A 21,887-nucleotide genomic window follows, 5' to 3' on the forward strand; every position below is an offset into this window, starting at 1 on the left:
CGATGCGCCAAGCTGCTGCCTGCAGGGCTCTCGCCGCGCTTGAGCTCCACTTCCTCGAGATTGGGGAGGCGCTCCTTCACCAGCCACCCTGAAAGCACGCTGCCCGGCGCCCTGCATCAGAGTTACAACTTGATCGGCTGAAATTTTCGTATCTCGCCCTGCTCTTGTCAGCAAAAGCTGCATCAGGGACTGTAATGAAAAAACCCTGCCCAAAGGGCAGGGTTGAGTTCTCCTCGCCTTCGGACGCTCTTCCGAAAACAGGCATAGTAGGGCATGTGGCATTTACGCTGTCAATCGATACCATCTGTTAACCTAAACTGAGCCGAACGGAGCGTAAGCCAAATAGGTTGGGTCTCAATCCCGGTGAGTGTTGCATCTTTATCATAGCCATTCTTTTCCCCAGCACCATAAACTGTTCTCGTGTCTCCTCGCACAAGGGATAGATTGCTCATGAAAACTCGTATTCTTGGCCTGTTAGCCGCCACTGCCATTTCGACTGCTGCCATTTCGGCCGCTTCCGCTGCGGACCTGCCGATGCGCTCGGCTCCCCCGGCTCCTATTATTGCGGCTGCTCCGATCTTCACCTGGACCGGCTTCTACGTCGGTGTGAACGCCGGCTACGGCTGGAGCGAGGACGACAACGACGCCATCGACCTTGCTGACGACGACAACGACGGCGGCTTCATCGGCGGCGCCCAGGTTGGCTACAACTACCAGATCGGCTCCTTCGTGGTCGGTCTCGAAGGCGACATCCAGTACGCCGACTTCGGCCGTGAAGGCGTGTTCAACTTCACGGACGAGAATGGCAACATCCTCGAGGGTGAGCTGGAGAGCAGCGACTGGTTCGGCACGGTGCGCGCGCGCGCCGGTGTGGCCTTCGGCCAGGCTCTGATCTACGCAACGGGTGGTTTCGCCTTTGCTGACGACGCGACCGGCTGGACCGTTGGTGGTGGTCTTGAGTACGCCTTCACCAACAACCTGTCGGCCAAGATCGAAGGCCTGTATGTCAGCCTCGACGCCGACAACGACGACGGCTTCGACTTCGACAACGACGTTGATTTCGGTGTGGTGCGCGCTGGTCTGAACTTCCGCTTCGGCACCTACTAAGACGCGTCTCTCCCGAGACAGAAAAGGCCCGGAGAAATCCGGGCCTTTTTGTTTTCCGAGGATCAACAGGAAGGTCCGAACTTCCGCTTGTTGCCTTTCTGACCGGTCGGCTCGATCCCGGAACAGTGAGAACGAGAGCCTGCTTGACTATTAGAAGGTGCCAGCAGGATGCCGCCCGGGACTCAGAGGTCACCAAACAGGTTGGCGCTGGTGATGCGGATGTGCCGTGTAATGGCGATCTGAAAGTCGGCCATGGCATCGCCGTTGCGATCCGCTTCCAGGAAGGTGAACTTCTTTCCGTCTGACTCCACTTGGTGATAATGCAGTTGGCCGGCTGCTCCCGTGAATGGGTTATTGCCAATGAACCGGAAATCCTGGTTTCCGCCCCGGCTCGTGTTTGCATCGATCCTGGCCAGATCGATGATGTCCTGCCTGCTGAAATCGGTGATGGTGTCACGCTTGGGAGATGTGGGTCCGCTATCGTTGGCGCTGCGAAAGACGAAGGTGTCCTTGCCGCTTCCGCCAGACAGGACATCCCGCCCTTGGCCGCCTTCGATCACGTCGGCTCCGAGACCGCCTCGGACGGCATCATCTCCAAGGCCGCCGTAGAGACGGTCGTCCCCAGCATCGCCCCACATGCTGTCTCGTCCGCTGCCGCCATAAAGCTTGTCGCGACCGGAGCCACCGAAAAGCCTGTCATTGCCGAGATTGCCCCAGAGCGCATCATCTCCGCCATGGCCCCGCAGGAGGTCATGGCTTTTGCGTCCGCGAAGAATATCGTTGCTGATGTTCCCCTCAACGATAACGTATGCCTTGTACGCTCGCACGTAGTCGACTTCCATGGTGCCAAAAGCTGTGCTGTTCACCTGCGGATTGGCATAGAGGTTGAGCAGCATATACATCGGATCGTGCATGTCGGACGGGGTCGCCGTCTCAAAGACCTTCCGGCCGTTGATGTAGAACGTGATCGTGTCCGGCGCCCAGTTCATGCCATAGGTGTGGAAGGTCTCATCCAGCGTTTCGAGGTTTTTCCAACCTGCCTTGGCGGACGGGCCGCCGGCGCCTGTATGCACGGTGCCGGTCCAGCCCCAGTTTGTGGCTTCAACGATGTCGATCTCAGGCGGCCAATCGCCGTCAGACTGCAGCAGCCAGAAGGCGCCGCCACCCGCGGCGTTGGTCTGTGACCCCTCGGCCACCGTGCCCTCGGCGGCGAACTTGATCCGTGCTTCGTAATAGCCGTAGGTCTGGGAGAACGCGCCTTTGGTGTCGAGATGACCGGAGGAGATTTGGCGCGGCAGGCCGTCGGCTGGCGCCGCCGTGATCTTGAGGGCGCCGTTGCTTACCGTCCAGGGCGCTATGCCGGAACTGTGGCCAGAGGGTACAAAGTAGGTGGCGTCGGCTGAGTACCCATCTGGCGCGTAATCGTGCGTCGTGTTCCACGTATTGAAGTTGAGAGTGTTGAACTCGTCTGCAAACGTCAAATAGGCGGTGCCAGCGAGGTTATTGGGATCGATAGCCATGACAACCTCCTTTTGGGCCAAGATAGGATGGGCGTAAATCTCTACTAAAACAGTGATAACTGGTCGATCGGGGTCCAATGCGGCCCGATCTGGTTTTCATGACCCTATTCCTCGTGCAGAGGAACGCCTTCCATTTGCGATGCGGCAATAATTACAGGGCGCGTCTCATCTGCAACCGGCTTAAAGGCACGCCATGCTTCCGCATAACGATCGGTCGTGTCTGATCCTGCACACATGTTGGTGAATGACATCGCGTAAGCCTCAGGATGGAGTTCCTCAGGGATCAGTTCACGTTAAGCTGGTGTTAAGTCGATTTTGGCGCTTTAACATACGTTAATGAGCAGCAGGCCTAAACCGACAAAGCCATGGAATCCCAAAGTGCTCGCGCAATACGGCGCGGTGCTCGGCTTCGTCCTGGGCATCATACACGCCTACGTTCATGCCTTCTGGAGCCAGAATCCCGACGATCACGTGATCGAGCATATTCTCTGGACGATCATCTTCCGGGTCGTGGCTGGCGCTGCCCTGCTCGCCGGCGTTGCGGTGATCCGCAACAGGCTCGTGCGGCGGCCGGGAAACTCCGTTAAAGGTCAATGAGGCCCTTTCCGGAGCGAGCCCGCTGGGACGATCTGCCCAAACCGGCGTTGTATGAAGGGGGGTGAGGGTATCGCCATGACCCATGCTCCGAAAGCAGATCACCGCACGAACCGGCTGCTTGCCGCTCTCGAGCCGGACGATTTCGCGCTGCTTGAGCCTCATCTCGACATTGTCGACCTCAAGCGCGGTCAGGTGCTCTACGAGATGGGTGACATCGTGCACCACGCCTACTTCCCGCATGATGCCATCATCTCCCTCGTCAATGTCATGGAGGATGGCAGCACTGTTGAGGTCTGTGTGTTCGGGCGTGAGGGAGTCCTGGGCCTTCTCAGCGCGCTTGTGACCCGGGAGGCATTTGGGCGCTACATTGTTCAATTCTCAGGCGCGGCCTCGCGGATTGCCTACGAGCGCTTGAACGACGTCAGGGATGCCAGCCCGAATCTGCGACAGTTGATCATGCGCTACGGAGAGGCGCTGCTGGCGCATACCTTTCAGAACGTCACTTGCAATGCCATTCACCCTGTCGAAGCGCGTTGCTGCCGCTGGATCCTTGCCATGCACGACCGGGCAGAGGGGAATACGCTGCCCCTTACCCACGAGTTTCTGAGCGAAATGCTTGGGGTCCAACGCTCCTCGGTGAGTGTCGTCACACGTACGCTCCAGATGGCAGGGCTAATTCAGCAGAGCCGCGGGGGCATTACGGTAATCGACCGATCCGGTCTCGAAGAGACGGCGTGCGAATGCTATAGCCGCATCCGGCGGATCTACCAACGCCTGTTGCCCGGCACCTACCCGCCAGCTCCATCTCGCTAGAAGATCCCCAAGACCAAGAGAGTGGCTCTCGGTCGCAGTTTCGAAACGCTCCGGCTGCGTCAGAGTCCTTTCTCATCGGAGGGGACGCACGTGGCCCGATACTACCTTGATATCCATGACGGAGAGCAATCGGTGCACGATGATGAGGGCTCCGAGTTCGACAGCCTGGACGCTGCCGTGCAAGGGGCTGTCATTTCGGCGGGTGAGATCGGTCGAAGCCTGCTGGCAAAGGGGGACACCAGCGATATAGTCATTGAGGTGCGGGACGAGCATAATCAGCGGGTCTTCACCGTGACGGCATCGATGAAGATTGAGCGGCACGATCCACCGCCTCAAGGGCCTCACCCCTGGAGTGCCTGATCCGACTGAGGCACCCGCCGCCGCTGCCTCTCGTCATTGGCTGAAGGAGCAGAGACCCAGGTGTCTGACGGGTTGCGCTCCCCGATCATGCGCCGACCCGAGCCACTCACAGGAAACAGCCGAAGCCAACATGCTATATATATGTTCCTGCGAGATCATCTCGCTTACATGCTCTGGCGACGCCGGGAGAAATACACGATCGCCGCAATCACGATGATGGCCAGCACGATGAGCCACCAGTAGTCCGCTATCCCGCCGTCTGCTGCTCCGGCGTCACCAGGAGGCGGTGCTCCAGGGGCAGGGGAGGGAGCCGGAGCCTGCGCCCTCGCGGAGGTCATTAACAGGAAGATAAAGCCGCTTAGTGCTGTGAGCTTGCGCATGATCGCGTCTCCCGATGAGAGGGGGCAGCATGCTCATTGTATCATCGTGCCGGGCTGACCGCGACAGGGTATGCCATGGGAGAAGGCATGTTCCTATGCAAACCAATCCCCTGCGCATAAGCTCAATCCCCGGCGGCATGGAGACATTGAAATGGTGTTGAAGCGGCAGACGCTCGCGATTCAGGATATCTATGTGCCCGTGCAGCGGCGCCAGACGCTCGATCCTCGAAAGGTTGAGATTCTAGCCGAGAGCATGATGGAAAAAGGCCAGGAAGCGCCCATCCTTGTCAGGCCAGACGGCAAACGCTTTGTTCTTGTTGAAGGATTGCACCGGCTTGAAGCCTGCAAAGCCCTAGGAGATGCTAAGATTTTTGCCTATCTGGTCCAGGCGCGTAAGCACTGAACAAAATCCGAGAGCTTGAGACAGCGGGGAGGTTTCCCTGACGGCTCAGGCGAGAGCGGCTTGGCTGTGAGCTCTGATCAGGCGATCCGCACGTGTCGGTGTCCGGGGAAAATCCTGGTGAGGCCGTATGCTCCGCAAGGATTGTTATCAGGCGCTTGGGATACTCAAACGGCGGGAAGCATCGAAAGGGGTGTGGCGGGAACAGCACGCAGGGCGGGCGATGCACCACGCCGGCCACGGCAGAGGCAGTGAAAGGGTTTTCCGTTTACCTCAGGTGAGGTACACCTTTTGCACCATAACGGTCGGAGCTCGGCGAGCCCGCAACATGATCAATCCATCCCAACGTGAGATGCGGACGATGACAGATCTGGACAAGATGAAAAATCTCATCGTCAAAGCTTTGCGGGACGAGGATATGGCATCATCCGCCTGCGCTGAGTTGGAAGCCTATGCCAAGCGCTGGCCTTATGTGTTCCTGGTGAACGACTGGGACGTCTGGAACGAGAGCAAGCGAGCGCTCAGGCTTCAGGTGATCCGTTGGCTCGAACAAAATGGTGGTTCGTACGACTTTTATCAGCTGCCGGGCGGATGGGGGCTGGTCGGTTTTACGGAGCTGAAGGCAGCCACCCATTTCAAACTCCGCTGGTCGGGGCAGGGCCGTGTGATGTCCGCTTCTGCGCCGCCATCAGCTGCTGTTCAGGCATCGGCTCCTGTCCAGGACTGGAACCCGCATCCTCTCAGAAGCACCTTCGAGCTGCATCCCAGCGAAACCCCACGCCGACCGCGCTATTCCGGCCAAGCGGCTGGGTAGGTTCAACCGCCTGTAACTCAGCCGAGCAGGTTAGCGCCCAGGTTCTGGCTTGAAGAGGCGGCGGGAGTGTTCGCGTTGGGCTTTTCCTGAGGCAGTATAATTCGGTCTCCGCCTTGGACCTGTGACTGAGCGCGCGATCCACGCACGTTGATGAAGTTGCACGCCTGACGGTTCAGGCGTGCAGTCGATGCTCTAAGCGATCATTTGCCAATCGCTGATCGAGATGTTGTCGATCCGCACCAGTTCGGCATCCTTGCGAGTGCCATAGATCTCGAAGGTGGATCCTTGGGTCAGGTTAATCTGAGCCTCGTAGAAGGTGAGCGTCTTTGCATCAGATCCTGTCGAGCCAAGCTGCTTGTTGGCGATCCATGAGGCCGCCGTCCCGCCATTGACGCGAATACCCATGGGCGATGCGCCATCGCTCTCGTCATAGTAGGCGACCTTGACCTTGTAGGTGCCTGTCTTTCCCGTAAACGTTCCCTTGGCAGTAGCCTCGACGTCTTTGTTCCGGTTCTCCACCGCCTGACCACCTTGAGCCGAGCTGAGGCTGATCAAGGTGAATTTGTTGAGCGCCAACGATTCCAACTCCGTCGTGCCGACGCCGATCGCCGGAAACTGTGATGTGGGGGGCGGGGGAGTGTTCTCTGGAACATCCTGAACGTTCAGGGTCACAGTGCCTGTTGCCTGATCGCCATCTGTGTCGAATGCCGTGTAGCTGAAGCTGTCGGAGCCAAAGAAATCGACCTTCGGCGTATAGGTGAACGAGCCATCGCTGCTGAGCGCTACGGTGCCGCCTTGTGCCGTGGTGATCTGCCCTGCCACTGCCGCCTTGTTGCCGTCCAGGGCCGTGTCGTTGGCAAGAACACCCTGTGCGGCGCTGACGGTCAGAACCTTATCCTCGGTCGCGCTGTATGTGTCGTTCGCTGCCACGACGGGGTTGTCGGCAGGAGGCGTCGGGTTGCCGACGGGCTCGACCGTGAGGGCATCAATCCGGACCAGCTCTGCGTCCTTGCGGGTGCCGTAGATTTCGACAGTGGCTCCCTTTGTCAGCTGAAGCTGCACCTCATAGGAGGTGAGCGTTCGGGTGTCGGATCCCGTGGAACCGAGCTGTTTGTCAGCGATCCATGAGGCTGCCGTAGCACCGTTGACGCGAATGCCCATGGGAGACGCGCCGTCGCTCTCGTCGTAATAGGCCACCTTGATCTTGTAAGTGCCACTCTCTCCCGTGAAAGTCCCCTTGGCCGTAGCCTCGAGATCCTTGTTCCGGTTCTCCACCGCTTGGCCGCCCTCTGCCGAGCTGAGGCCGACAAGGGTGAACCTGCTAAGGGCCAGCGCTTCGAGCTGGGTTGTGCCGATGCCAATCGCCGGAAGCCCACTTGTCGGGGGTTGCGGATCCGTTTCCGCTACATCCCGCACGTTCAGTGTCACGGTGCCGGTGTCCCGATCCCCATCCACGTCCATAGCAGCGTAGGTGAAGCTGTCTGAGCCGAAGAAGTTGGATTTTGGCGTATAGGTGAACGATCCGTCGTTGCTGAGCGCAACGGTGCCGCCCTGGGCTGTGGTGATCTGCCCTGCCACTGCCGCTTTCCCGCCATCGGTGGCGGTGTCGTTGGCGAGCACGCCTTGGGCCGCTCCAACCGAGAGAACCGCGTCTTCCGTGGCATTGTAGGTGTCGTCCGCCGCGACCACCGGATTGTCGGCGCTGCTGGGAGTGGAGACTGTGCCTGAGGCCATGCCGGTGATTGTGTTGCCGGACACCACAGTGCCGGTCGCACCGGCGTCGTCGTTCGTCGGTTCTTCACGGACGCCATAGCGGGCGTCAATTGCGCCATCGGAATAGATATTGTTGCTCAGTATCTTCGTGTTGGTTGAATAATAGGTGTGCCCAGTCGTGCTGTCCGCACGCTGAATGATCTGAACCTCATCGTAGGCGTTCTGGCCTGCCTGCGAGTTGTTGTAGATGGTGCTGTTCTGAATGGTCGTATCGGTTGATCCCTCGACCCGCACCCCCTGTCGCAGGTTGCCGTAAACTGTTGCTCCATCGACGGTGACATCGTCCGCCATCCTGGTGAGGATGCCCTCGCGAGCATTGTTGTAGTACTTGCCGCCAACAATCTGAATGTCGCTCGGCCAAGGGATGTTTTCGGAACCGCGCTGCACGACGACGCCCGCTGAGCCGTTGCTGTAAGCTTCGTTGTTCGAGAGAAGAAGGTTGGTGGCCGTCGTGGTGATGTTGAAGCCGTGACGGTCATTATCATAAGCAATATTGTTGCGATAAATGCCGTCGATGATGTAGTCGGCCACGAAGCCGTCGAGGCCATTGCCGTGCGCGACGCTGTTCTCGATGGTCAGACGGATGGTTTGCTCGTGCGGGTCGAAGCCATAACCGGAGCAGTCCAGGATCTCCACGGCGGAAACGAAGATGTCGGCATCCTTCTGGGTGCTGCCGGGACGCACGCCGGTGTAGAAACCGTCGATCTTGCCGGTTGTCTGGTCGCGATTGCCGTCAATGGTGAGGTTGACCAGGCCAGCTTTGGTGGTGACCTCGTTGTAGGGGGTGCGGACGACACCGGTGATGTCGCCGGCCCAGCCGTCGGCCACCTTGAGGATGGTCTGGCCCATGCCTGCGCCTTGAAGAATGGTGCCGGTGAGCAGTTTGATCGCTCCGTCGCTCTTGTCGCCTGTCCCTGAGACGATGAAGGTGCCGGCCGGAAGAGTAACAGTCACGGGCCCGTCGGACGGGTTCCTCAGGTACTGCGCGTTCGCCGCCCGGATAGCAGCGTTGATAGCGGCAGAGTCGTTTGTCGTGTTGTTGGGTGTGGCACCATAATCCAAAGTAGAGATCGTCGGCATCCGTGTGGTTCCAGTTCAGGGTCAGAGCAGGTGGGCGCGCAACAAGGCGAGTGGCGCTTTGGCACAAAGCTGCCGACACTGAACTGCCAAGCGAGGCAACACGGTGGCAAACGGTTGGCGCATTAGGATTATTACCCATACGGGCCGGGATCGTGGTGCCGACGAAAAGTCTAGCCCTGGCGTGAACGCGCAAACAGCCATGTGAGACGGGAGCATACAGGGCAGGGATTGGGTTTGTTCTGCCAAATTGGGAGCGTCAGCATCGTGGCCGCAGGACCTGTGGTGCGAGCCGAATTGAGCATTTTGATCCGCCGACCGCACTAGAACAGGCTGGCCGCGCATAAAGGCCAAGCTTGCTCGGCTAAGCCCGGCTGAAGGTGTGCTGCCCTATTCTATTCGCTGTTGTGGATCTGTACCTTCGTTACGCAAATAATGAGATTTTTCTAATGTTATTATATTATAATCCTTACATCGCTAACTTCTGGAGATCGTCGTAACCTGCATATTAGGCAAGAGGCTGCGTAAGCTGAGGCGCTTCGAGGAGACTGGCGACGGTGGCTTCGGAGGGGTGGAAACAGTTCGTGTTCTCTCGAGAATGTGGCGGAGGCTGCTCCTGCATACTGGTAATCAGCGTGGGAAAGCCGAGAGTATCGGGAACTCGCCACTTCTGACAGCCATCAAACGTTGTCGGTTCATCTCAGTTCAGGAGACAACCCATGCAACAGGACAGTCGCACGACCAAGCTCGCCATGATCGTTATCTTTATGGGGCTGGTTTTTGCCCTGGCCGGGCTGCTGTTCGTGATGATTGCCTACGGGCACGGGGGAGGATCAGGGCCAGGAGGACTGCCAACCGGTCCGCGCTAAGGGGACAAACGTCGATCGGTCGGCGTACATGGCTAGCTTATCAGAGTCGCCGGCAAAGCCTGTTTTCATTCGTCCGGAACGGTACCCACAACGATGCAGGAAGATTGTTCCTCTTGCGGTTTTCTCTTTGGTATAAAGAAAGCGCCCCTTAGAAGAGGGGCGCTTTAAGATCGGCCTATAGGGGCAAAGATAACAAAGCCGGTGAAGTTCGTTTACTTAGCTAACGCCCCTCTGTCAGTCGGGTATGCGACAGAAGGGACAGTAAATACACTGCTTGTTCTCCGTTCTAATAAGCATATTAGCCAATTACGAGTTTGTGTAGATGCTGAGCGCGTCCAACAATGCAAGCATTCGGAGGCTCCCCAACGGACAAAAACGCTGGTTCGAGGGCGGCGAACACGATCATAAAGACCGGGCGCGCCCTTTTTCATGGGCGCTCCGGCTCGGCCAAGTTTGGCTGCTTTGCCCCTCAGGCCCTACACGCTTCTCCATGTGCGCATTGCACTCGCCGCCGGATCATCTTGAAGCGGCGAAGACAGGCAGACGAGATAGACGGCCATCCAAGCGAGAACCGCAACCCCAAGGGTGACGATCGCGAGTAGGGTCGCGCGGACCATTCCGTTACCCTGCAATATCTGGGAGCCGCCCGCCCCAAACCTCTGCTCCACTTCGGTCCAATCGCGATTTTTAAGTTTCATGGTGCTCGTGCCCAAGGAAGGTTTACCATCTCGCGCCCACGTAAAAGCCGAAGCGCGATTTTACATAAGGCTCAGTATAAACCGTTGAGCAGCCAATACTCAGTCGTGGCTCCAAAGATGGTAAACCAGCACGGCGAGCACCACGACATTCGCAACTGCGAGCAGGAGCAAGGCCACATAGGACATTCTTTTGTTTTGAGCCAGTTCGGCGCTGATCGATTCCATCTTCCGGTGCTTGGCGAGTTCATCGCGCTCTTGGGGCTTCATGGGCTCTCCTTCAAGTGAACCCAGCCATACCAGACCTATGTAGGAAAAGAAACTTAGATAAATGGTCTATGCTGGTGCACGAGCGCCTCAAACCTACCGCGCACTTTTGCATAGGCGTATGTGTGGAACGCGTTTCGGCGCATTCGGGAAGTGTTTAGGCCAAACTATGGAGCGTCGCGCCAGCGATGCAGTCTCTCGCGAGGGCTTCATGATGAGACCGATTACGGAGGACAACTTACCTGAGGTCGAAGTTGGATAAAAGGCTGAAACCTCCTCTCGCGATGACCCTGAGCGACTGCAAAGTCGATTAGCTACTCATAGCGGGACTAAGCCAACGTAGGCGTTAATGAGGATCACGAATTCCGACTTCGCTCCCAAGCATAGCGGTCGCGTAATCCATATAACGCCCAGTATGGAATCCCTCCGGAGTGTCCCTTTGGGACTCCTTGCAAGGCCCTCTCGGATGACCGTACCGACGAGTGCTGCCACTTGCCCTTGCAAAAGACGATCAGCTCAAGCCGGAAGGCAGGTGCGAAAGAGAACCTCCTGCCTTCCTAGGTTACTGAGTCTAGCCAATCGGATTGATGTCATCCACCAGACGAAGCAGGTCAGTCATCAGAAACGTACCAGGTTTGGCTGAAGGCAGCGTTGGCTTCCAGTTCTTTGCCTGCCACAGGAAAGATTTGGTGTCTCCATGGATCAAACCCACGAAAACCTCAGAGACGAGGATCGAGCCTACGGGACCCAAGCGCTCGCCGTTATGGCGGACCTGCGCCTCCTTCAGGATGTAGTACCAGAGCGGAGTTTCTTTATGCAGGCCCTGCTTCTTGGCGACCTGTCCGTCTGGACCACTTGCGATCTCTTCGGGCGTGAGGGGGTTCTTGATCCGCATGGCCTTGGCAACGTCTTGGCCTGAGGGTAGTCCGAGGTTGACGCCGCGCTTCAGATTGCGGAACGCCAGATTGCCACCGCCGCCAGGCAGGGTATGCAATTCCGGAACAAGGAACGGGTCCAGCTTCCGTGCATGGTTGAAGGCGAACCCAGGCGTGCCGTCTAGGGTGCCGAGATCGTAGAAGCGGCGCCAGTCAATGATCCAGTTGCTCGGCAGCACAGGAACCGGCAGGGGCCCGGTGGGCGGGTTCGGCGCAAGGTCACCAATGATCTGACCCGACAAGCCGCTGAACCCGAAAATCAAACGAAAATCGGCAGGAGGATTATGAAAGACCCGGTTGTGGCTGTAGGTCTGTCGGACCATGCTGTGGCCAAGTCGGTAGGCAGCAGCTGAAAACTCAACCGGCATGTAGGGCGTCTTCTTGAAGCGATAGAACTTACGCCCATCGTGCAGGATCCTCGCTACGACACCAGGCTCGGTGAGACGTTCCACAAAATCGTGAAGCACCATCCACTGGTAGTGCCATGTTACTGTTCTCCGAGCCTCAGCGAAGATGTCGGCCGGGGGCGTAGGGGATTCCGAGAGAAGATCACAAACCTTGTTGTGGAACTTCAGGAAGGCGAGATGCGTCTGGGCAACCAGCAGGTTCTCATCGTTGCGATGATCACCAATGAGAGCAAAGCCTTCAGGACTGCGCGGAAGATCGTTGCGGAAGGCCCCCGTGACACCACCAAAGTCAACGTTGATGTTCTTGCCAATGAGCAGTTTGGGGCCGTGCTTGCTCGTGGTCTCAGGGTTGCGGGCATACAGATGCGGACTGCCATCTGGCCCGAGGCCGTAAACCGCATCAAGATCCAAGCTCGGGGTTCGGAAGTTCTCAATGCCGAGCGGATCCTTGTCCTTCTCGGAAAGGGACGTCAGATCGAGCGTGATGTCGTGGTCAATGAACTGTCCCAGATAGGTGAAGCCTGCAGGGACGTTCGGGTTGTCGCGCGTGGTATCGGCAGGATCTGGATCCAGCATCGCGTCGGCAAGGGCCTGCAGCTTGGCGTCACTTACCTCCAGAGGTGGGAGCTTCGGGAACATACGGCCAAACATGCCCGGGTCTTTGTTGCCGGACAGAGTATCAAGATGGTCCCGCTTGGCATGTCGACCGGCGATCCCGTGCCCGGGGATGACCTTTACGGCATCAGCCGGCAGAGACGTTGTTTTGAGCGTTTCTTTTGGTGGGGTAGCTGCCGCTCTGCCTGCAGGTGTCTTTGAAGCAGGTGTCATCACATCGTTTGGCATTGGATTCCCCTGTTCTTGCTCTGGATCAGAGCATGGTTCCCAGCATGCTACTCTCTACTTACCTCTGACCTGCCGACTCAGGTGTTATGCGCCAACTCCTGCTATACATTACTATAGATCTCGGAAAAGATGATACGTGTGCACTGGAGCACAGAGCGGAAATCGCAATCGGTTGCTTCATGGAACAGAGACAGGCTGGGCTTGTTGCTGGATCTGAGGCAGATTGGGAGGCCAGCATGCGACCCATCCTTCTGTTCCTTGCGATTGCAGGAACGGCGACTGGCGCCATGGCACAGCCGGGACCCACAACCCTGGCCATGACCTGTGCCCAGGCGAGACGGATCGTGGCCTCTCAAGGCGCGGTCGTGCTGCGCACAGGGTCGACGACCTACGACCGTTACGTTCAGGGCTCAAGCTTCTGCGCACTTGGAGAAACAGTGCATCCTGCTTGGATACGAACGGCTGATGCCGCCCAGTGTCCTGTCGGAGGAGTTTGCCGGTCAGTCGACCTTGAGAACGGGCGATAAAAGTAGCCAGGTTATTCCGCATAGACTGCGGTATAGAACAGTGCGTTCTAATGAGCGGCGGCGGACTGGGGCGGCAAGATCGCACAGCGGGTGAAAGACCGCATCGCGTCTCGCAGCCCGCACCAATGAGCTCCCCCGGTCTCGCCACGGTCACCCGCGGGGTGCGATACTGGATGCTGCCTCTCAGGATATCGAGCCACTGCTCCTCAACGAACATCTGCACCCCTTTTGGTTCCAGACGGTAGGGTACAGGGCGGCAGTCGCCATCATGACAGCAGGGCGGGCCTGATCAGGTGAGCAGGTCCTGGTAGATGTCATGAGCCTGGATCGACTCAGGCCAAATCACCGGTAGACCGCCGACGAGTGAGATCTGTTTCGGAGACATCCTACGCTCCCTGACCGCCGAGTGGGTCCAGGGCCCTACACGCCGGGAGCCCTGAAGGCCGTGAGAGGGGTTGCGTCTTCGTGGTTGAACCAGTTTACGCCTCACCGGCTTTGGGCACAAATTTGCGGCAGGGAAGGGCGCTCGCAATCCACATAGGGCGCAGCATCAGATGAGCTGGGAGTGAGATCGGACGTCAATCAGATGGCGAATATCTCACCCGAGATAGGTTAAAAAGATCAAATCCTACCACTTTAGCTAAGTAGTTAGCGAATATAGGTACTCGGTTAAAGTGCTTTGATCTGCTTTCTCTGCCATATTCTTCGCACGAGTGAACTCCATGATCCGACTTTGATGCGTCCTCTGCTGGCAGGCTCTCATGACCGTATCGGAACAACTCGCCTCAGACAGGATGTTCTTCAACTTGGTCTCTGATGCAGAGACAATCCCTGATGAGCAAGGAGTTGATCTGCCACCTAAGGGTGACGTGCTGGGTCTGATCGCTCGCATTTTCGAGGACTTTCACCAGAACGGCATGCTTGCCTCGGCAGAGTGGCGGGGCTGGTACGTGGTGATCACCGATGGCTCAGGTCAGACACTCCTCAGCGTGGCCCTTGGCACTCCTGCCCTGGAGTGCAGTCGTTCTCCTTTGAACTGAGACCCTGCAACTTCGCCTAACTCTCACCTAAGGAGAGAGCGATGGACGAGACCATCCTGCACCAAGCACAGGAATTTTGCCGCCTCTTAGATGGCGTGCTCACTCGGATCCAAGCCGACGATCAGGCGGATGAGGATGTGAAGCTTGCAGCCTTTGACATCCAGGAGGACCTTCGTTTTTTCCAGGAGGCGGTGTTCTGGTCTGAGCTTCGCCGCACGGGGCAAATACCAGAGAGCAGAACGACAGACAGCCTGGTCGTCACCGCAGAAGGACATGACCATAACGCCCTTCACCCAAACCATGGGACGCTGGGTAAAGCTACGGACATCAAGAACGGCACGTCTGCGCCATATCGTGACATGCTCGGCAGTGCCCACTACGGAGGGTTTGTTGGCGCTGGGGTTGCCTCCCTGCACCATGTTCAGCATGCCCTCACGAGCCAAATTCCGGAAAACATTCCCGTTCACGTCTTCGGTGAACTGGCGGCTGCTGCGTCCTGTGGCGCGATCCTGACCTTGGTCACTTCAGCTATATGCAGCCAACTTAAGACAAGGCGTGATTTCGCATAATTGTTTGTGACGACTTATGGAACGACGCCGCGCCTGTTCAGTATAGACGACCCTCAACGACGCCTCTGCATGGCCGCAAGTACTGTGTAGTATTTGGCTCGGCGCCTGGCAAAGCAAGACCTCCTCACCTGCTCCTTGCCATTAGGTCATGAGACCTTCCAGTCCTGAAGGTTGAAGATGTGCGGTCGACCAGCTTCATCGGAGCAGCCGATCAAGCTAGAGGAGGTTTCAGCTTGGGCCAAAAAAAGCCCCTTACGCGTGATCGGATGAAGGAGCTTGAAGTTAGGCGAAGGCTTAAGGGTAGAAAGGGATACGAGGCCTTCGTGCAGGGATAACAGATCGGAACCAAGATTTATTCCATTGGCTGGCGCAATCGCTGTCGGATGGGCCACTACTTGCACGGCCTGTGGTCGTTGCAGCGTGCTGAGCGTCGATCGAGCCGCACAAGTTGATCCCTCCACAGGAAACGAGAATTGATCGAGAACAGCTCCGTTATCCTTCCTTTGACTTAGTGATTCACGAGGGAAGCCAATGACGGGTGCGAGCAACAATCTCATTGAATCCACAGCTCGCGCCCTGTTGCGCGAGCGGATCGAGGCCACGCCTTGGTTTCGGATCAGAATGAGCCAGAAGCAGCGCCAAGTGGCCATTGAGCAGGAAGTGGATGCCTATTGGCACCTGTTCGTTGCCGATGCCACAGAGCGGCTGCTCAGGCCTGGCAAAGCGAGCGCGCACGCAAAGCATTAGCCCGAACGAAGCCGACAAAGAAAAAGCGCCCCACAAAGGGAGCGCTTCAAAGGTGCCGGCCCGTGGGGGCAGAATGGAGCCGGAGGTGCGTATCAACGCCCTTCTGGCACCGTGGTTCCAGCGAAAGCGAACTTTTTTGCGATAGGAAAGCTGCGCTCGGACACTGTTGGATTAGACCAGATGGCCTAAGAACAATGGCTTACTTTCGATCAGGTCCGAATCGTCTTACAAGAACGAGCATTGATCAAGTAATTGCCACAAGACAATAAAACAATTTGAAGCTCAACTACCTAGTCGGCGGGGGCGGATGTGGGATCAAGGCCGTGAACTCGGGAATAAACCTGAGCGCGGCTTTTTCTTTGCTCCTAAGTGTATTGCGTGCATCGCTCGAAGAGCATTTAACAACAATACTAAGCTAGGGGCAGTCCGAATGACCATCAGTGAGGCGCAACTGCGCACGCTCAGGCTTCTCAACAAGCAAGCCGCTCACCGCGTTCACCGCTCGAAGCGCGCCGGTGATTACATCTGGACGCATGAGGGTTCCCGCATTGCGCTCACCCAGACGCTGCACAAGCTGTTCAGCAGCGGATATGCGACAGTGAGCAATGACAACAGGGACGTGGCTGTCATCACTCAGAAGGGTCGTGCAGTGATCGCGGCACGAGGCTCCTGCTAGGCAGGTCATTGCTAGGTACAGCAGATCACGATCGGAATGGTGAGGACGCTCTCCTGAGCAGGCCATCCGGCAAAAAGAAAGCGCCCTCTCAAGGGACGCTCTAGGGTCCGACCCGTAGGGGCAAAATAACGAAGTCAGTAGCATCAAGTATTTTGTCCACTTGTGTCCTCAATGAGGCATGTCAATAAGCAATGTACGTTATTGCGGCGCTTGTTGATATATTCATAGATCCTATCAGGTCTTGATCGGCTTTTAAGATTACATGAAGCCGCGCTTCGCCGTAGGGACAACTCCGGGCCGGGAGGGTCGCGCACAGGGTCACAGGACTGGGCGCGGCCCTTTTCTTTGGATCCCACGCCGGGATATTTGAGCTCCTTGTAGAACACTACGGCCAAAATGAACCCGGCATCAGGCTGGTCTCATCCAGAAAGGGGCATAGGTATCAGCACGTCTGTGGCTCAACTTCGAAGCTCATAGCCGCGTTCTGGATCCTCAATGCGTGGAGATCCTATTCCCTTATGCCCGCCGACCGCGCCTTATGAAGTAGATGACCGCTGCAACGACGATAATGACCGGGATGATCCGCCAGTGATCACTGATGCCGCCTGCTGCGGCATCTCCGGCGGTGGCAATCCAGCCGTACCCCCAGGCAGGGGCGGGCGCCGGGGTCTGTGCCCAGGCATAGGATACAGATAGGACAATAACGCCCATCAGGGCCGTGAGCTTGCTCATGCATGTGCCTCCGGTTGGGGAGACCAGCGCATACGTTCTACTCAATTGCTAAGCTGATGCCCTCCGGGAACGCGTCTTAGTGCGGCATGTTCCTAGGCAAGCCACCTGCCTGCGCATAAGCTCAGCCGAAACGACACGGCACAGAGCGGTCGGAATGATGATGAAGCGGTAAGTCCTTGCTATCCACGACGTCTATGTGCCGGTAAAGCGGCGTCAAATCCTGGATGTGCAGAAGGTGGAAGCGCTCCCGGAGAGCATCATGGCGAGGCGACAGGAAGCACCCAGTCTCGTGCGGCCTGACGGTAGGCGGTTTGTTCTGGTGGAGGGCTTGCACCGCCTGGAGGCGTGCAAGGCACTCGGCGAGGCCACTGTCCCCGTCTATCTGGCCCAGGCCCGCAGGCATTGATCCCCGCTTGGTGCGTAGCTGGAGCAAGCCTTGAGGAGATAGCCCTCATTGATCCGACGGTGGGGTTACCAGGATCCCTGGAAGCGGTGCAGAATTGGTCTGCCGAGTTGAGAAAGGACAAATTCAAGTTTGACTTCATGCTCCTGGCGAAGGGCGAAAAGCCTACAAATCCGGAGCAGCACATTCTCATTGAAATCATTCGTGAGTCGGTTATCGGGAGGCTGTATGGTGTGACCGGAAAGGGCCTTGATCCGGCTTACCAGCCATTCAACAATTTCACTGACGGCACCCTGAACGAGGCGCGCAAGCGGGCTACGGAACTAGCCGAGGCCGGGAACGTATCGACCATTGCCTTGCTGCCCAGCCGACCACTGAGCCTCTGTCGCTCCCCACCTCAGCGGATCAGGTGCATTGAGCGCGCTTTAGGCCGCAGGACGCAGTGGCCTATTTTTAGGGCGGCTCTGTCCGGCCCGTGGAGTGGGTCGGGACCAGATTGCTGAAGAGGACGAGCCCGCAGCCAAGAGACAGTATGTACCGAGAAATCGGTTGAGGTGGGAGCTTGTCATCGCCAAGCTCTGCCATATTGGGATGCAGACGGCCCGGGTTAAAAGGCAGATACCTGCACAAGAGGTTAAGACGACGAACAGGTGGAAAGGGTCGAACCAGCTGGTGGTGCATTTCATGTCGGCGAGAGGGATTTGCCATATGCATCCAGAAGTACCGAGACCTCGTGCAGCATCACCATCAGCGGCCTTGTAGACGTGATGTCGAACGTCAGGTCAGGGCGCTCGAAGAGCGCGAGGCAGATTTCGTTCGAGTTGTGCCGGGACTGGTACGCGACCCCATCAGGTTGATCCGGGTGATCCCAAAGAGCGTCTGACCACAATCCGCAGGGCCCACAGGGGCCAGCGGAGACCGCGCTGTCGGTGGCGACGGCTGGCAGACCGGACCCGTAGAGCTTTACGACGCGCAGTTCACGGCGGCAGGCGAGCTCCGTTGCAGCACGATCCGCGATATCCGAGATGGCAACCATCAGGCGTTGCGGGTTGCGGAACAGCGTTTCCGCCAACGCACCGGCCCGGCTCAGGCTGACATAAAGCACGCCGAACCGGCTACGCGCGCCGTCAGACCGATAGGTTGGTAGGGTGCCAGGGCCAGGGCCAAAATCAACTTAAACTGGGAAGCATCGATGACAGCCGCACAGTACTCGGCCCGCTAGGGCGCTGGCGAGGCCGCGGGACCTAACCTGTTGTGGGCCTAGATCAGTCGACATAGACCGTTTGGCCGAATGTCAGGCTGGGAAAAAGAACGATTATACTAGCGGCCCAGATGAAACCTGAGGCGCATATGAGCCAATTCCCTCTCGATATGATAGCTCCAACGGCTTGCATTCTCGCCCTCAGTTTGGCTCTCATCCTTGATTGGCAATCCCGTCGTGCTGACAAAAAACATTAGCTATTGACTGGCCCTAGAGATCGCTGAAGTGATATCGATCGTGCGCTCTCCGGATCCATACCAACCTGGCACATGCACCATCTACCAGTGCGTGCTCGTGTCAGCGAGGACCTCCGCCGGTGTGGGCAGACGGGCACCTTTCCTGCGCGGGCGTCCGAGTGTGCCCGGCAACCGCGTTGGCGCAGACTCGTAAAGCGCTGCATCCAAGTAATGGCCTTGATCCCGGCGCGACGCATAGCATGAGGGACCAGCAGAGCGGAAAAGCCACTGTCGGTGACCAGGACGAGGTCGCGTTTGGGGAACCAACGGCGGGGCTGCAGGGCCATCTGCCGGCCCCAGTCGAGGAGCGTCTTGTGGCGACGACCCCGCTCTTGGCAGGAGCGCACGGAGGACGCCAGCGCCGTCAGGACCGGCAGGGCCCAGACGCGCCCGGCCCTGGAATGGGTGCGAGCAGCATCAGGCTCATCCAGAGTAGGCCGCTTGGCTTGACGAAGTGCGCATCCGAGGAGCGTACGTGATCGCGATAAATACCCTTTGCTTTGATGCGTCGGCTACGGCGACGCTCGATTGTGTCGTTAATGGCGATCACCATCGGGCCGGCCGGCACGAAGGTGTCAACGAGCAGTCCCAGGAGGATGCGTGCGCCAGCTCGTGGGCACCACGCCGCCCGGCTGAGCACCCCGATGGTAGTTCACGAAGTGCCGCTCACGGCTGAGCCCTGCGATCGAAGCAGGCTAGCTACGGTCCTTTGACTCGGTACCAGGGGCGCGCCGATGAGTAGAAGCTGAGGGTGCTTCTGGGAGCGGTGGACGAACAGGGGCGCAAGTGCGACGATCCGGAAAAAGCGGGCGGGCAGGTGCGGCATGGCAGGGTCTTATGGCCGGGACACTATCCACCTAGCCGCTACGCCTGCTTCGTCACCTGCCCCCACCACCCGAAAATTAGCCAACGTCGAGCTCAGGTGGGAGCTGGATTGTATAGTTTGCTATCGGCTGCGCAGCCCTCCCGGTCGAGTGATAAGGAGCCCTCGGCAGAGAATGAGGATCCAGGTGAGACAAATCAGGAAATCGAGGCCTCCTTCATCGGGTGTTGGCCCGGTCGCTTCGCCCGCGGCAGGCGTTCCCAAGGAGTCACCAGAGCGACAGCCATATAACGTGAGTGTGCCTCCCTGTTCGCGTGTAACAGACGTCTCACACATAATTGGCCATTCACTACCAAGCATGTAGTCAACCCGCACGGGCTCAACATCGTTGCAGGTGTCATAAACATCAAGGATAGATCCCTCTGTTGACTGAAGCTGCGCGTCGTAGAATGGGATTTTTTCCCATCAGACCCGTCGACCTTAGCTGCTTGCTGATCACTGTTGCGACGTGCAGCCTAGAGTGGCATGGCTATTGAGTGGTTCGGCGCACCTTATAGACACCCGGCATTTCCTTTCGCACGCTCCATCCCATGCCACGCTGATCGACCAGCGTCATCTCTCCCGGCTTGATGGAAGAACTGTGGATGCGATAGATCCGAGTTGGGCCGTCGAGCGGGAGCTCTGAGGGGCAGGCTTGGGATGAGCCAAAGGCGTATTGCACGCCCGACCTGAACTTGAAAATCAACCTCTCTCCATGATCCCCGCCAAGAATTTGGCAGGTATCTCCTGTTCCAGAGGCAAACCAGGCAAACCCTGTGCCTGCCAACGACTGCGCCTTAACATGCGGGGCAGCTGATGCGAAAAGAACCAAACTGAGGCTGAAGAGCGCGGACAAGTGATGCATGGTAGATACGTCCATTCGAATTCGACGATAAGTGATCTAAGAAGTGTCGCGTGGGAAGATACCGCATCAGCGGTGGGCATCGCAGCTCACTCGCTGCACCAGGATAACCGTTGGGCGTGGTCAATAGGATTGATCCATAGTCTCCCTATTGACGGACGCGTGCGCCCTGCTGGCTACTGGGGGCTCCACTTGATTGTAAAGCCGGTAAAATCGGCGAATTGATCGGTGGGGCTGGCCCAACTGGCATCGGCCCCACCAAAGAACGTCGAAAACAGCAGCCCGGCGATGGCAACCTCGCGATTGTCGCGCAAGCGCAGGCCGGCTTGCTCCATCACGAGAGCCTCATCGATCCAAATCCGGACGGCATCCCCATGCTCCTCGTTAGGTGAGAGCTCAATCTCCTGCTGCACGGTAACCCAGCGCCCGACCGGAAAGGTCCACGCGCCGGCTTGGATGCTATCGCCACACCGGGCAGACCGGTCGGGGGAGTAGAGGTAGAGTTCTCCAACTCCGGACGTGCGCCACATCAGCCGCGCTGAGAAGCCAATGCTGAGATCGCGCGCGGTGCATCCGCGAGGGGCTTGACCACCAAACAGACCGGGCAGCTTCCCCCCACGGGCAAAGTCGAAGGTCTGCGGAAAGCGCACGCGATAGGTTAGGCAGGCACGCTCCGCCCCGGCTTTCAGGCGGTACAGGAAGCCAGCACCTCCAGAAGGATAGGAGGGATTGCCAGGATTCACGGATCCGCGCGGAAACCCCACTCGTACCACGGTTACTCCAGCGGGAGCTTCTCCTGACAGGAGGCTGATGTTCTCTCGACCCCAGACGTGGGAGAATTTGGAGCGCGCCTTGGTTTCAGGTATGAGGCTAGCCAACTCGATAGTGTCCTGATGCGCATACGAACCGCGGCAGGCCGCGCTTGCGGGCATCAGCGTCAGCATGGTGATCGCTCCAAACAGGCCAATCGGTGATAGGTACTGGCGCGTTACGCTGCGAGGCATCTCCGCAGAGATGACATGAAGGACATGCGCCCACCTGCAGGATTTCCAGTTCGGCAGCATCGTGACGATTCCTCTTCAGGCTAGTATCGAGAGTGGGAAGGGCAGGGGAAG

Annotated in this window: 21 protein-coding genes; 12 read left to right on the plus strand and 9 right to left on the minus strand. The window is 58.0% G+C overall.

What is annotated here, in order from left to right; translation table 11 throughout:
- Nucleotides 1-450 precede the first annotated feature (450 nt).
- On the plus strand, nt 451-1,107 hold the full coding sequence (locus JKG68_RS07015) for an outer membrane protein (protein ID WP_202057364.1): 657 nt from the start codon (nt 451-453) through the stop codon (nt 1,105-1,107).
- A gap of 182 nt (nt 1,108-1,289) precedes the next feature.
- Here the strand turns inward: JKG68_RS07015 and JKG68_RS07020 are convergent, their stop codons facing one another.
- On the minus strand, nt 1,290-2,627 hold the full coding sequence (locus JKG68_RS07020; RefSeq protein WP_202057367.1) for a family 16 glycosylhydrolase: 1,338 nt from the start codon (nt 2,625-2,627) through the stop codon (nt 1,290-1,292).
- A 378-nt stretch (nt 2,628-3,005) separates the two neighbouring features.
- On the opposite strand from JKG68_RS07020, the gene JKG68_RS07025 reads away from it, so the two are divergent.
- The 3 genes from JKG68_RS07025 (at nt 3,006) to JKG68_RS07035 (ending at nt 4,397) form a co-directional block, all read left to right on the plus strand.
- Nucleotides 3,006-3,224: a hypothetical protein gene (locus JKG68_RS07025; RefSeq protein WP_202057369.1), complete on the plus strand. Its 219-nt coding sequence runs from the start codon at nt 3,006-3,008 to the stop codon at nt 3,222-3,224.
- A 75-nt stretch (nt 3,225-3,299) separates the two neighbouring features.
- Nucleotides 3,300-4,037, plus strand: a complete 738-nt coding sequence (locus JKG68_RS07030; RefSeq protein WP_202057370.1) for a Crp/Fnr family transcriptional regulator — start codon at nt 3,300-3,302, stop codon at nt 4,035-4,037.
- A 90-nt stretch (nt 4,038-4,127) separates the two neighbouring features.
- The gene (locus tag JKG68_RS07035; RefSeq protein WP_202057371.1) at nt 4,128-4,397 is read left to right on the plus strand and encodes a DUF6894 family protein; all 270 of its coding nucleotides are present in this window, start codon (nt 4,128-4,130) and stop codon (nt 4,395-4,397) included.
- Between the two features lie 164 nt (nt 4,398-4,561).
- Here JKG68_RS07035 and JKG68_RS07040 read toward each other — a convergent pair whose 3' ends face one another.
- Nucleotides 4,562-4,777 carry a hypothetical protein gene (locus JKG68_RS07040; RefSeq protein ID WP_202057376.1) on the minus strand — a complete coding sequence of 72 codons (216 nt, stop codon included), beginning with the start codon at nt 4,775-4,777 and terminating at the stop codon, nt 4,562-4,564.
- A 151-nt stretch (nt 4,778-4,928) separates the two neighbouring features.
- On the opposite strand from JKG68_RS07040, the gene JKG68_RS07045 reads away from it, so the two are divergent.
- Nucleotides 4,929-5,180 carry a ParB N-terminal domain-containing protein gene (locus JKG68_RS07045; RefSeq protein ID WP_202057378.1) on the plus strand — a complete coding sequence of 84 codons (252 nt, stop codon included), beginning with the start codon at nt 4,929-4,931 and terminating at the stop codon, nt 5,178-5,180.
- 325 nt (nt 5,181-5,505) lie between these two features.
- The gene (locus tag JKG68_RS07050) at nt 5,506-5,991 is read left to right on the plus strand and encodes a hypothetical protein (RefSeq protein WP_202057380.1); all 486 of its coding nucleotides are present in this window, start codon (nt 5,506-5,508) and stop codon (nt 5,989-5,991) included.
- 192 nt (nt 5,992-6,183) lie between these two features.
- Here JKG68_RS07050 and JKG68_RS07055 read toward each other — a convergent pair whose 3' ends face one another.
- Nucleotides 6,184-8,844, minus strand: a complete 2,661-nt coding sequence (locus JKG68_RS07055; RefSeq protein ID WP_202057381.1) for a cadherin-like domain-containing protein — start codon at nt 8,842-8,844, stop codon at nt 6,184-6,186.
- A gap of 716 nt (nt 8,845-9,560) precedes the next feature.
- Between JKG68_RS07055 and JKG68_RS07060 the strand changes: the two genes are divergently transcribed.
- Entirely contained in the window at nt 9,561-9,710 is a 150-nt protein-coding gene (locus tag JKG68_RS07060) for a hypothetical protein (protein WP_202057382.1), read from the plus strand.
- Nucleotides 9,711-10,507: 797 nt separating this feature from the next.
- Here the strand turns inward: JKG68_RS07060 and JKG68_RS07065 are convergent.
- Nucleotides 10,508-10,675, minus strand: a complete 168-nt coding sequence (locus tag JKG68_RS07065) for a hypothetical protein (RefSeq protein WP_202057383.1) — start codon at nt 10,673-10,675, stop codon at nt 10,508-10,510.
- A 568-nt stretch (nt 10,676-11,243) separates the two neighbouring features.
- The gene (locus JKG68_RS07070) at nt 11,244-12,857 is read right to left on the minus strand and encodes a peroxidase family protein (RefSeq protein ID WP_246515162.1); all 1,614 of its coding nucleotides are present in this window, start codon (nt 12,855-12,857) and stop codon (nt 11,244-11,246) included.
- Nucleotides 12,858-14,145: 1,288 nt separating this feature from the next.
- Here JKG68_RS07070 and JKG68_RS07075 point away from each other — a divergent pair.
- From JKG68_RS07075 to JKG68_RS07090, 4 genes are all read left to right on the plus strand, one after another.
- Complete coding sequence (locus tag JKG68_RS07075) at nt 14,146-14,424, plus strand: DUF6894 family protein (RefSeq protein ID WP_202057384.1); 279 nt, start codon at nt 14,146-14,148, stop codon at nt 14,422-14,424.
- A gap of 41 nt (nt 14,425-14,465) precedes the next feature.
- Complete coding sequence (locus tag JKG68_RS07080) at nt 14,466-14,993, plus strand: hypothetical protein (protein ID WP_202057385.1); 528 nt, start codon at nt 14,466-14,468, stop codon at nt 14,991-14,993.
- A gap of 531 nt (nt 14,994-15,524) precedes the next feature.
- The gene (locus JKG68_RS07085; protein ID WP_202057387.1) at nt 15,525-15,740 is read left to right on the plus strand and encodes a hypothetical protein; all 216 of its coding nucleotides are present in this window, start codon (nt 15,525-15,527) and stop codon (nt 15,738-15,740) included.
- 430 nt (nt 15,741-16,170) lie between these two features.
- Complete coding sequence (locus JKG68_RS07090) at nt 16,171-16,416, plus strand: hypothetical protein (RefSeq protein WP_202057389.1); 246 nt, start codon at nt 16,171-16,173, stop codon at nt 16,414-16,416.
- A gap of 516 nt (nt 16,417-16,932) precedes the next feature.
- Here JKG68_RS07090 and JKG68_RS07095 read toward each other — a convergent pair.
- On the minus strand, nt 16,933-17,148 hold the full coding sequence (locus tag JKG68_RS07095) for a hypothetical protein (RefSeq protein ID WP_202057390.1): 216 nt from the start codon (nt 17,146-17,148) through the stop codon (nt 16,933-16,935).
- 196 nt (nt 17,149-17,344) lie between these two features.
- Between JKG68_RS07095 and JKG68_RS33295 the strand changes: the two genes are divergently transcribed.
- Nucleotides 17,345-17,554 (plus strand): ParB N-terminal domain-containing protein, encoded by a 210-nt coding sequence (locus JKG68_RS33295; RefSeq protein WP_312890742.1) that lies wholly within the window; start codon nt 17,345-17,347, stop codon nt 17,552-17,554.
- A gap of 679 nt (nt 17,555-18,233) precedes the next feature.
- Here JKG68_RS33295 and JKG68_RS07105 read toward each other — a convergent pair.
- From JKG68_RS07105 to JKG68_RS07115, 3 genes are all read right to left on the minus strand, one after another.
- The gene (locus JKG68_RS07105) at nt 18,234-18,656 is read right to left on the minus strand and encodes an RES family NAD+ phosphorylase (protein WP_202057391.1); all 423 of its coding nucleotides are present in this window, start codon (nt 18,654-18,656) and stop codon (nt 18,234-18,236) included.
- A gap of 1,744 nt (nt 18,657-20,400) precedes the next feature.
- Entirely contained in the window at nt 20,401-20,775 is a 375-nt protein-coding gene (locus JKG68_RS07110) for a hypothetical protein (RefSeq protein WP_202057393.1), read from the minus strand.
- Between the two features lie 173 nt (nt 20,776-20,948).
- On the minus strand, nt 20,949-21,836 hold the full coding sequence (locus JKG68_RS07115) for a polysaccharide lyase (protein ID WP_202057395.1): 888 nt from the start codon (nt 21,834-21,836) through the stop codon (nt 20,949-20,951).
- Nucleotides 21,837-21,887: the final 51 nt, after the last annotated feature.

It is taken from the genome of Microvirga aerilata (assembly GCF_016743775.1).
Lineage (GTDB): Bacteria > Pseudomonadota > Alphaproteobacteria > Rhizobiales > Beijerinckiaceae > Microvirga > Microvirga aerilata.